The 12308-nt window shown below is 74.8% G+C and carries 2 protein-coding genes and 1 pseudogene; all 3 read left to right on the top strand.

The window, feature by feature from the left end:
- Positions 1-477: 477 nt before the first annotated feature.
- The 3 genes and pseudogenes from ACZ6C1_RS09710 (at position 478) to ACZ6C1_RS09700 (ending at position 12306) form a co-directional block, all read left to right on the top strand.
- Positions 478-5532 (top strand): amino acid adenylation domain-containing protein, encoded by a 5055-nt coding sequence (locus ACZ6C1_RS09710; RefSeq protein ID WP_469239487.1) that lies wholly within the window; start codon positions 478-480, stop codon positions 5530-5532.
- Positions 5529-6122: pseudogene (locus ACZ6C1_RS09705) on the top strand (condensation domain-containing protein); the annotation flags it as partial. The gene ACZ6C1_RS09710 and the pseudogene ACZ6C1_RS09705, both read left to right, overlap by 4 nt.
- Positions 6123-6366: 244 nt before the next feature.
- Positions 6367-12306: an amino acid adenylation domain-containing protein gene (locus tag ACZ6C1_RS09700; RefSeq protein ID WP_469239484.1), complete on the top strand. Its 5940-nt coding sequence runs from the start codon at positions 6367-6369 to the stop codon at positions 12304-12306.
- The last annotated feature ends 2 nt before the right edge of the window (positions 12307-12308 follow it).

The following is a 12308-nucleotide window of genomic DNA, read 5'->3' as shown; positions in this document are numbered from 1 at the left end:
GCCGGGTCGTCGGTCGAACAGCGGCCCCTGGCGATACATCGGGTTTCTGCACCGACGGTGCGGGGTTCGGCGAGGCCGAAGTCACGCACTCGACGTTCGACCGGCGGAAGGGCGCGGGGCAAGTCCCCGCGGCGACAATGGACTTCCCGCAACGGGATCCCGGCCGTACGCCGCCGGCGGCGGGCCGGACCGAATGGCTGCCCTTGTCCCGCCGGCGGGACGCCGACCGGGCACATAATGCGGCCGGCCATGGCGCCGGGCCGGCGGACACCGGTGAACGTTGCCCCCGTACGGAATCCGTGGATACCGTCTGGATTCACCTCCGGCTGAACTCCGCAGCGCGATGCGCGCCGACCGGGTGGCGAATGGGGAGCCGGCGGAAGCCGTGCCGGACCACACCAATGCAACGAATTCCGTGCTGCTCGTCGGTGAATTCAGCCTCTCCCGTGCGGTGCGTTTTCTGTCGAAGGGGGCTTCGTGAACATCCGGATACTGCCCGAGCTGATCGCCGTGCAGGCCACGCGCACACCGGACGCGGTCGCGGTCGAGGACGCGGGCGGGCCGGGAGCGCGGCTCAGCTACGCACAACTGGAGCGGAGGGCCGACACCCTGGCCCGCCGGCTGCGCGCGCTCGGTGCCGGCCCGGACCGGCGGGTGGCCGTCTGCCTGCGCCGCGGCACCGATCTGGTGGCGGCCCTCCTCGCGGTGTGGAAGACGGGCGCCGCGTACGTACCGCTGGACCCGGCCCACCCCGCCGACCGGCTCTCCTGGGCCCTCGCCGACACCGCTCCCTCCGTGGTGCTCACCGAGCGCGCCTCCCACGCCGCCCTGCCGGAATCGGCCACCGCGCCGATGCTGATGGTGGACGAGGTCACGTACGAGGAGGAGACGGAGCTTTCCGGAGCCGGCGGCGGGGACGCGCGCGCGGACGGCGCCGCGTACGTCCTGCACACCTCGGGCTCCACCGGCCGCCCCAAGGGAGTCGTCGTCCCGCACGAGGGCATCGCCCACCGTGTCCTCCGGCTGGCGGAGGGGCACGGGCTCGGCCCCGGGGACCGGATGCTCCAGAAGACCACCATCGGCTTCGACGCGGCGGGGCTCGAACTGTTCGCGCCCCTGATCAGCGGTGCCACCGTCGTCCTCGCGCCGGACGGCGTCGAGCACGACCCCGCGGCGATGCTCGGCACCGTGGCCCGGCAGCGGATCACGGTGTTCCAAGCGGTGCCCACGGTGCTGCGCGCCCTGGCGGAGCTGCCCGGCTGGGACGGCTGCCGTGCGCTGCGGCTGCTGTTCAGCGCGGGGGAGCCGCTCCACGCCGAGCTGTGCCACCGGTTGCTGGCGCGGGTTCCGCAGGTCGAGATCTGGAACACCTACGGGCCCACCGAGTGCTCGGTCGACATCACCGAGCACCGCTTCGACCCGGCTCAGACCCATGGTCCGGTGCCCATAGGCCGCCCGCTCGGCCGGATGCGCGCCCTGGTCCTCGACGAGAACGGCACGCCCGTACCGCCCGGCGGCGAGGGCGAGTTGTACGCTGCCGGGCCCGGGGTCGCCCTCGGGTACCTGGACCGCCCGGGACTCACCGCGGAGCGCTTTGTTCCGGATCCGGCGGGCCCGCCGGGGGCCCGCGCCTACCGCACCGGTGACCTCGTGCGGCAACGCCCCGACGGAGTACTCGAGTACCGCGGACGCCTGGACCAGCAGCTCAAGATCAACGGCGTGCGCGTCGAACCCGGAGAGGTCGAAACCGCCCTCACCGCTCACCCGCGAGTGGACGCGGCAGCGGTCGGCGCCGTCCCGGACGGCAGGGGCGGACAGCGTCTCGCCGCCTGGATCCAGGTACGCGGCACCGCGCCCTCCCCCTCCGACCTGCGCGCCTTCCTGCGCCGCACGCTGCCCCAGCCGCTGGTCCCGGCCCTCTTCGTGCCGCTCGCGGACTTCCCCCGTACCCCCAGCGGCAAGACCGACCTCGCCGCGCTGCCGGTCCCGGCGGCAGTGGGCGGCACGGGCGACGACGCCGGCCCCGCGGCCCCGCGGACCCCGGCCGAGCGGGCCGTGGCCGCCATCTGGTCCGAGCTGCTGGGACTGCCCCTCACCGCCATCGGCGTCCACGACGACTTCTTCCAGCACGGCGGCTCCTCCCTCCAGGTGCCCCAGCTCGCCACACGGCTCGTCGCGCTGGGCGCCCAGGTGGGCCTCCGTGACCTGTTCGCCGCCTCGACCGTGGTGGCCCAGGCCGCGTTCCTGCCCGGGGGCGGCGAGCACGCCCGGCCGGTGGGGACGACCGTGGCGCACGGCGACGCCGAAGCCACCCCGGAGGGCGACGCGGTCGTTCCCGTGGAGCGCGACGCCGACGGCATGCCCCTCTCGTCCGGCCAGCGCGGACTGTGGCTGCTCGAACAACTGCAGCCCGGAAGCCCGGAATGGGTGTCCCCGCAGTGGGTGCGGTTGCCCGCCGAATGGAGCGAGGAGACCGTCCGCGGGGCGCTGGCGCGGCTCGTCGAGCGGCACGAGACCCTGCGCACCCGCTACGTACTGCGGGACGAGGGACCCGTACAACTCATCGACCCGCCCGCGCCGTCGGTGGACCTGCGCGTCGCCGACGCCGCGAACGCGGCGGAACTCGGCGCCCTGACCGAACGCGAACTCTCCCACGGCTTCGACCTGGAGACCGGGCCGGTCTGGCGTGCCCTGCTGGTCCGCACCCACGACGACGGCCCGCTGCTGCTGCTCACCGTCCACCACATCGCCTCCGACGGCTGGTCGTCGGTCGTCCTGGAACGCGACCTGCACGCCCTGGGCACCGCCCTGCACGAGGGCACCGCGCCACAACTGCCGCCGCTACCGGTACAGTTCGCCGACCACGCCGCCTGGCAGCACCGCCGCCCCGAGGCGGACACCGAGGCCGACCTCGCACACTGGCGCACCGTCCTCCACGGCATCACCCCCCTCGAACTGCCCGGAGACCGCCCCCGGCCACCGGAGCGGGACGGCCGGGGCGGCCTCGTGACCCGTACCGTGCCGGCCGCGCTCACCGAATCCGTGGCCGCCCTCGGCCGCAGTGCGGGAGCCACCCTCCACCAGACCCTGCTGACCGCCTTCGCCACTCTGCTGACCCGGCTCACCGGGCGCACCGACTTCACCGTCGGCGTGCCCGTCGCCGGGCGCCACCGGCCCGAGGTCGTCCAGACCGTCGGGTTCTTCCTCAACACCCTCGTCGTACGCTGCCGCACCGACGCCGACAGCACGGTCCTGGAGGCGCTGGAATCGGTGCGGGACACCGTGCTCGACGCCCTCGCCCACCAGGAACTGCCCTTCGACCGCCTGGTGCAGGAGCTGGAACCGGAGCGCGACACCTCCCGCACGCCCCTCTACCAGGTCGTCTTCGACCTCCACGAGGAAGGCCGCACCGCCACCGCCGTACCGGAGGCCGGCCGCGTCGCGCTCCGTGACGCCTGGCGCGCCGCGCGCACCGACCTCTCCCTGGTGGTCCAGCACCGGGCCGACGGCTCCCTGCACGTCGGTGCCCACTACGCGACCGCGCTGTTCGACGAGGCGACCGTCGACCGGTTCGTGGCCTGCTGGATACGGCTCCTGGAGTCCTTCGTCGCGGACCCGGGCACCACCCTGGCCGCCGCCGAACTGCTGCCCGAGGACGAGCACGCCCGGCTGACCGCCCTCGCCGCCCCCGACGGCCCCGCCGACACCGCCCCCGACGGCTGCGTGTACGCCGCGTTCGAGACGACGGCCCGTGCCACGCCCGACGCGGTCGCCGTCCTGTGCGGGGACGAGGAGTGGTCCTACCGGGAGCTTTCGGACCGCGCCGAGGGCATCGCCCGTGAACTGCGCGCCGTGGGCGCCGGCCCCGAGCACACCGTCGCCGTCCTGCTGCCCCGCTCGCCCGGCCTCGTCGCCGGAATGCTCGGCGTGTGGAGCGCGGGAGCCGCCTTCGTACCACTGGACCACGCCGCCCCCGACGAGCGGCTGGCGCACATCCTGTCCGACGGGGGCGTCACCGCCGTCCTCACCGACACGGCGGGCGCCGAGCGCCTCCGCCCCCACCACCACGGCGCGTTCGTCGTCCCCGGTGACGGCACGCGCGGCGGCGACCGGGAACGGACACCGGCCGAGCGCGACCCCGCCCGGCTCGCCTACCTGATCTACACCTCCGGCACCACGGGACGCCCCAAGGGCGTCGCCGTCGAGCACCGCGCGGTCCTGCGCACCCTGCGCGCGAACGGCGCCCACCTCGGGTTCGGCGAGGGCGCCGACGACGCCTGGCTCGCCCTCGCCCAGCCCACCTTCGACATCGCCCTCACCGAACTGGTCATGCCGCTGCTCGCGGGCGGCCGGGTCGTGCTGGCCCGGGAGGAGGAGACGTCCGACCACGCCGCGCTCCTGCGCCTGATCGACCGGCACGGCGTCTCCCACCTCCAGGCCGGGTTCCCGCTGTGGCGGATGCTCATCGACGCGGGCTTCGGCAGCAGGCCGCTGACCGGCCAGACCGGCGGCGAGCCCTGCCCGCCCGCCCTCGCCCGCGACCTCGCCGGCCGCCTGAAGCGGTTCGTCAACGAGTACGGCCTCACCGAGACCGCCATCGCCGCCACCCGGTGGGAGGCGGACAGCACCGCCTCCACCGTCCCCATCGGCCGCCCCTACCCGCACGCCACCACCCACGTGCTCGACCCGCGGCTGCGGCCGGTCCCCCTGGGCACCGTCGGTGAACTGTGCGTCGGCGGCACCGGACTGTTCCGCGGCTACGCGGGACGCCCCGGCGCCACCGCCGCCTGCCTGGTGCCCGACCCCTACGGCCCGCCCGGCTCCCGGCTCTTCAGGACCGGTGACCTGGTCAGGATGACGCCCGACGGCACGCTCCATTTCGTCGGCCGCGCCGACGGACAGGTCAAGATACGCGGCCGGCGGGTGGAGACCGGCGAGGTGCAGACGGTACTGGCCGAACACCCGGCCGTCGGCGAGGTGGTCGTCGTCCCGCACGGAACCGGGGACGAGGCCCGCCTGGTCGCCTACTGCGTCCCGGCGGCGGGGGAGGAGCTCCCGTACCTGGGCACCCTGCTGGACCACTGCGCCCGCAGCCTGCCCGAGTGGATGCTGCCCACCTACGTCGTCCCGCTCGACGCCCTGCCCCTCACCCGGCACCGCAAGGTCGACCTCGCCGCGCTGCCCGCACCCGCCCACGGCGAGTCCGACGACACGGCGTACATCGCGCCCCAGGGCGAACTGCAGGAGTCCATCGCCCGCATCTGGAGCGACGTGCTGGCCGGGGCCGACGGCGCCGTACCGCGCATCGGCGCCCGCACCGGCTTCTTCCGGCTCGGTGGGGACTCGCTGCGGGCCGCGCGGGTCATCGCCCGCATCCGGGAGACGTACGACATCAAACTGCCGCCGCGCACGATCTTCGACCGCCCCACCGTGGCCGGCCTCGCCGAGGCCGTCGAGGACGCCGTACGCGCGGAGATCGCGGCACTCACCGACGCGGAACTGGCCGCAGCACACAAGGAGATCCATCCGTGACCGGACCGCAGACGAGCCAGGCGGAAGCCACCCCCACCGACGCCGCCGCCCTCCGGGAGGAACTGCTGCGCCGCCGGCTGGCGGGATCCGCCGCCCGTACGGGCTCCCGTGCCGTCCGCGACGCGCGGCCCGCCGACACCATCCCCCCGGTGCCGCGCGGAGAGCCGCTCCCCCTGTCGTCCGGACAGCGGCAGTTCTGGATCCTGCACCAGCTCGACCCCAAGGCCCCCGACTACCTGCTGCCCATGGCCTACCGGCTGCGCGGCCCCGTCGACGCGCACGCCCTGCGCGCGGCGTGCGACCGGCTCACCGCGCGGCACGAGATCCTCCGCACCCGTTACGTCCTCACCGGTACCGAACCACGTCAGGTCATCGACCCGCCGGGGCCGGCCGACCTCACCGTCACCGAGCTGCCCGGCCTGGACCCGCAGGAGCGTGACGCCGAGGCCGAGCGCAGCCTGGAGGCCGCCGCCCTGGACCCGTTCGACCTGGCCGCTCAACCACCCGTGCGGATACGGCTGATCCGCTTCGCCGACGACGACCACCTCCTCGTGTTCGTGCTGCACCACATGGTGTGCGACGCCGCGACCCGAGTGCTCCTGCTCAAGGAACTGTCCGAGCTGTACCGCGCCCGCACCGAGGGCGCCGCACCCCGGGGGGGGGGGGGGGGGGGGGGGGGGGGGGGGTGGGGGGGGTGGGGAGGGGGGGGGGGGGGGGGGGGGGGGGGGGGGGGGGGGGAGGGGGGCACCCCCCTCCCCTCCCCCCCCACCCCCCCCTCCCCCCCCCCCCCCCCCCCACCCCCCCCCCCCCCCCCCCCCCCCCCCCCCCCCCCCGGTGCAGTTCGCCGACTACGCCGCCTGGCTCACCGCCCGGGAGGACAGCGCGACGGCGCGCGAGGAACTCGACTGGTGGCGACGGCACCTCGCCGGACTGGACCCGCTCGACCTGCCGACCGACCGGCCCCGCCCCGCCGTCCGGTCGTGGGCCGGGGCCGAGCAGAGGTTCACCGTGCCGCCACACGTGGCCACCCGGCTCCGAGCGCTGGCCGACGAGCAGGGGGCGTCCCTGTTCATGGTGGTGCTCACCGCGTTCCAGACCCTGCTCGCCCGGCACACCGGTGGCACCGACATCGCCGTCGGTACGGCCGTCTCCGCCCGTACCCGCGACGACCTCACCACCATGGCGGGGTACGCGTACAACACCCTGGTGCTGCGCGCCCGGTGGGAGGGAGACCCCGCCTTCCGGCACCTCCTCGCCGACAACCGCGGGACCGTCCTCGCCGCGCTCGACCACGCCGGAACACCTTTCGACCGGCTGGCCGAAGCGCTGGCACCGGAACGGGACCTGTCCACCACCCCCGTCTACCAGGTGATGTTCGACCTCGCCGAAGCGGCCGCCGGCGAACCGCTGCACCTGCCCGGCGTCGACGTCGCACCGGTCGACGTCCCCTGCCGCACCTCACGGTTCGACCTCACCATGCACCTCGAGGAGCGGCCCGACGGCAGCATCGACGGCGCGCTGGAATACGCGACGGCCCTCTTCGACGCGACCACCGCCGAGCGCCTGACCGGCCACTACACCCGGCTGCTCGATGCCGTGTCGGCGGCACCCGACACCCCCGTGTCGGCCCTGGACATCTTCGACGACGCCGAACGGACCCTGCTGATCGACGGCAGGCCCGACCCCGTCGGCACCCGCGCGCCGCTCGACCCCGCCGCCCTGCGCCCGGTCCACGAGACCATCGCGCTCCAGGCGTCCCGCACACCGGACGCCCCCGCCGTCTTCCACGGCGACCGCACCGTGACCTACCGCGAACTCGACGCGCACGCCTGCCGCACCGGCCACCTGCTGCGGGACCTCGGTGCCGGACCCGAACGCACCGTCGGCGTCCTCCTCGACGTCACCCCGGAGACGGTCGCCACCCTGCTGGGCATCTGGCGCACCGGAGCCGCCTACGTCCCCCTCGACCCCGGCTACCCCGACGACCGGCTCGCCCACATGGTCGCCGACACCGGCACCGAACTGGTCGTGACCGAACGGCGCCACGCGGCACGACTGGCCGGCACCGGTGCCCGGCTCCTCGTCGTCGACGACGACACGGACCGCGCCGCCCTCCAGCGGCAGGCCACCACCCCGCTCGCACCGCCGCCCGGCGGCCACGACATCGACCACCTCGCGTACGTCATCTACACCTCCGGCTCGACGGGCCGCCCCAAGGGCGTCCTGGTGAGCCACCGCGGGCTCGCCAACTACCTCCACTGGACCGTGGACGCCTACGCGAGCGCGAGCCGGGGCGGCGCCCCGTTCTTCTCGTCCCTCGCCTTCGACCTCGGCGTACCCGACCTGTACACCCCGCTGATGACCGGCGAGCCGGTGCACCTGCTCGACCAGGACGCCGACATCACGGAGCTGGGCGCACAGCTCGTCCGCCGTGCCCCGTACTCCTTCGTCAAGCTGACCCCTGGCCACCTCGACCTGCTCACCAAGCAGTTGACCGACCAGCAGGCCGCCTCGCTCGCGGGCGTCGTGATCGCCGCGGGTGACTCCTTCACCGGCCGGCTCGCCAACCGCTGGCTGCGCATGGCCGGCCCCGACGGCACGCGCCTCGCCGCCGAGTACGGACCCACCGAGATCACCGTCGGCAACTCCGCCTACTTCATCGACGGGCCCCAGGACGCGGAGCTCGTCTCCATCGGACGGGCCATCCCGCACACCTCCATGCGCGTCCTCGACCGGGAACTGCGGCCGGTACCGATCGGCGGCGTGGGCGAGGTCTGCGTCAGCGGTATCGGCCTCGCGCGCGGCTACGCCCGCCGCCCGGCCCAGACCGCCGAGCGCTTCCTGCCCGACCCCTACGGTCCGCCCGGGTCCCGCCTCTACCGCACCGGCGACCTCGCCCGCGTACTGCCCGACGGCAACCTGGACTTCGTCTCGCGGGCGGACCACCAGGTCAAGCTGCGCGGGTACCGCATCGAACCCGGCGAGATCGAAACCACCCTCACCGCCGACCCCGCCGTCGCCGAAGCCGTGGCGCTGGTACGGGAGGACGCACCGGGCGACAGACGCCTGGTCGCCTACCTGGTCCCCGCGGCCGACGCCGACCCGGCGGCCCTCGCACCCGCCCGGCTCCGCGAACTGCTCGGCGCCTCGCTGCCCGAGTACATGGTGCCGTCGGCCTTCGTCACCCTCCCGGACCTGCCGCTGACCGCCAACGGCAAGCTCGACCGCCGGGCGCTGCCCGCGCCCGGACGTGAGGCCGCCGCCGTCGGGGAGCACGTCGCCCCCCGCACCGACGACGAACGGGCCATGGCGGCCGTGTGGTCCGAGATCCTCGGCATCGACCGGATCGGCGTCCACGACAACTTCTTCGACCTCGGCGGCGACTCGCTGCGGGCGGTCGCGCTGGCCGGCGTGCTGCGGGAGGGCGGACAGCCCGTCGCGGTACGTGACATCTTCGAGCACCGCACCGTCGCGGCACTGTGCCGGGCCCTGGGCCAGGGAGAGGGCGGGGGCACCGAGCGGTTCACCCCCGTCGCGCCGTTCGCCCTCGTGGCGGAGGAGGACCTGGCGGCCCTCCCGGCGGATGCCGTCGACGCCTACCCGCTCTCACGCACCCAGGCCGGCATGTTCATCGAGATGCACGGCGACAGCGGCGAGAACCGCTACCACAACATCACCTCCTTCCGGATCAAGGACGACGAGCCGTTCGACCCCGACGCCTTCCGTGCCGCGGCCGACCTGGTCGTCGCACGCCACGAGGTGATGCGGACCTCCTTCGCCCTCACCGGCTACTCCCAGCCGCTGCAGATCGTGCACGCCCGCCGCTCGATGCCCTGCGTCCACCACGACCTGCGGCACCTGCCCCCGGAGGAGCGGTGGCCCGCGCTCACCGCGTTCGCCGACCGGGACCGGGAACGGCTCTTCGAGGACGGTGCCGCCCCGCTGATGCGCATGGCCACGCACGTACTGGACGACGACGGCTGGTGGCTGTCCATCACCGAGGGCCACCCCGCCATCGAGGGCTGGAGCTACCACAACCAGCTCATGGAGCTGCTCCACGCCTACCGGCGGCTGCGGGCCGGACAGGACCCCGAACCCGCACCGCCCGCACCCGCCCTGCGCTACGCCGACTTCATCGCGGCCGAGCTGCGCTCACTGGCCGACCCCGAGGACCGCGCCCACTGGCGCGGACTCATCGACCGGTACGAGAAGTTCCGCATCTCTCCCGGCTGGGCCGGCTCACCGGAGGAGCCGGGCGAGAGGTACCGCATCGACATCCCGCTGCACGACCTGGAACCGGGTCTGCGTGCCCTCGCCACCGCCACCGAAGTGCCGTACAAGAGCGTGCTGCACGCCGCGCACAGCAAGGTGCTCAGCATGCTCACCCGGCAGGACGCCTTCCGCGGCGGCATGGTCATCGACGCCCGGCCCGAGGTACGCGGCGCCGACCGGGTCTCCGGCATGTACCTCAACTCCGTCCCCTTCCCGTACGAGCGAGGCGCCCGCACCTGGGGCGAGCTGGCCCGGCAGGTGTTCGAGGCCGAGGTCGGCCTGTGGCCGCACCGGCGCTTCCCCATGCCGGCCATGCGCGAGGAGGGCGGTGAACGCCACCTGGTCGACGTCCTGTTCCACTACCTGGACTTCCACCAGGTCGACGCGGACCTCGTCGACAGCGCGGTCACCCGGGACGTCAGCCCCAATGAGTTCCCGCTCGTCGTCGGCACGCCCACCCGCGGGCTGCTCAGCATCGCTTCGGACACCCGCACCCTGCACCGCGCCTTCGGCGAACGGCTCGCCCGGCTCTACCGCGCCGTACTCGCCGACATGGCCACCACCGGCGCGGAGGGCGACGCACGGCGCGGATACCCGGAGGACGAGGAGCAGGGAACCGAGGTCCTGGCCCACGCCGGCAGCCCCCGGCCGCTGGACACCGTCCTCGCCTTCGAGGAACAGGCACGGCGAACCCCGGGGGCGATCGCCCTCTCCACCGGCACGGAACGGCTGACGTACGGGGAACTCGACGCCCTCGCCAACCGCCTCGCACGGCGGCTGCACGCCGCGGGCGCGGGACCCGAGGTCTGCGTGGGGGTGCTCCTCGACCGGGGCATCGACCTCGTCGTCACACTCCTCGCGGTCTGGAAGACGGGCGCCGCCTACGTCCCCTTCGACACGTGCGTTCCCGACGCCCGGCTGCACGCCCTGCTGGCGGGGACGGACTGCCGGATCGTCGTCACGGGCACGCGCCACCAGCGGAGGGTCACCGCCCCCGCCGGCACGACGCGCGCCCCGTACACCGTGCTCCTCGCGGACGCGCCGGAGGAACCGGACGCACCTGACGCGACGCCGGACGCGCCGGACGAGGTACGTGCGCGGCGGGCCGGGGCCGCCACGCCACCCCCGCGCGTGCTCGACCCGGACCGCCTCGCCTACGTCCTGCACACCTCCGGCTCCACCGGACGGCCGAAGGGCGTCGCCGTCGGCCACCGGGCGCTGGGCCACTACCTGGACTGGGCCGTACGCACCTACCTCGCGGACGCGACGGGCGGAGCACCGTTCTTCACCTCCGTCGGAGCCGACCTCGGGGTGCCCGCGCTGTTCGGGCCGCTGCTGACCGGGCAGACCGTGCGGCTGCTGCCGCAGGACTGGCGGCCCGACGAGCTGGGCGCCCTGCTGACGGCCGGAGCACCGTACGCGTTCACCGGGCTGACCCCCGGCCACCTGGCGCTGCTGGAGCGGCAGCTCGACGACGAGCAGCTCGCCGGGCTCGCCGCCCTGTTCGTCGTCGCGGGCGACGGACTGCCCGCCGGGCGGGCCGAACGGATCGCCACCCGGATCGCCGCGGGCGGCGGCGCGCTGCGCCTGGTCGCGGAGTACGGCCCCACCGAGGCGACGGTGGCCGCGTCCGCCTACCGTACGGAGGGTCCCGCGGTACGTGACCTGGTGCCGCTCGGGCGGGCCCTGCCGGGCACCACGCTGCGCGTCCTCGACGAGAACCTCGCCCCCGTACCGGACGGTGTCGTCGGGGAGATCCACATCGGCGGGCCGGGTCTGGCCCGTGGGTACACGGGGCGGCCGGGCCTCACCGCGGACCGCTTCCTGCCCGACCCCTACGGGCCGCCCGGCGCACGGCTGTACCGCACCGGCGACCTCGCCCGGGTACTGCCCGGCGGCGAGCTGGAGTTCGCCGGCCGCACCGACCGGCAGCTCAAGGTGCGCGGCCACCGGGTCGAGCCCGCCGAGATCGAGGCCGCTCTGCTCACCGATCCGCGGGTGCGGGAAGCGCTCACGGTCGCGGTGCCCGACGCGACGGGCGGCAGCCGGACCGCCGCCTGGGTCGTGCCCGTCGGCGGCCCCGGCGGTACGCCGACGCCCGCCGAACTGCGCGACGGGCTGCGCGCCCTGCTGCCGGAACCGCTGATCCCCGCCGTGTTCCGGGTGGTGAGGGAACTGCCCCTGACCGAGCACGGCAAGTACGACCGACGGGACATGGACCCGGCCGTCGCCGATCGCACCGACGCCGCCGTCCGGGCCCCGTACACGGCCCCGAGGACCCTGACCGAACGCCGGCTCGCCGACGTGTGGCAGCGGGTGCTCGGACTCCGGCGGGTCGGCGTCCACGACCACTTCCGCGACCTCGGCGGGGACTCGCTCCTGGCGCTCTCCGTGCTGAGCGCCTCCCGGGCGGCCGGGCTGCCCCTGGAACTGAGCACCCTCCTGCGGCACTCCACCGTCGCCGCGCTCGCCGCCGTCCTCGACACCCCTACCGAAAGGTGAAC

The organism is Streptomyces sp. NPDC041796 (assembly GCF_055590785.1).
This window is presented reverse-complemented; position numbering and strand designations above follow the sequence as displayed.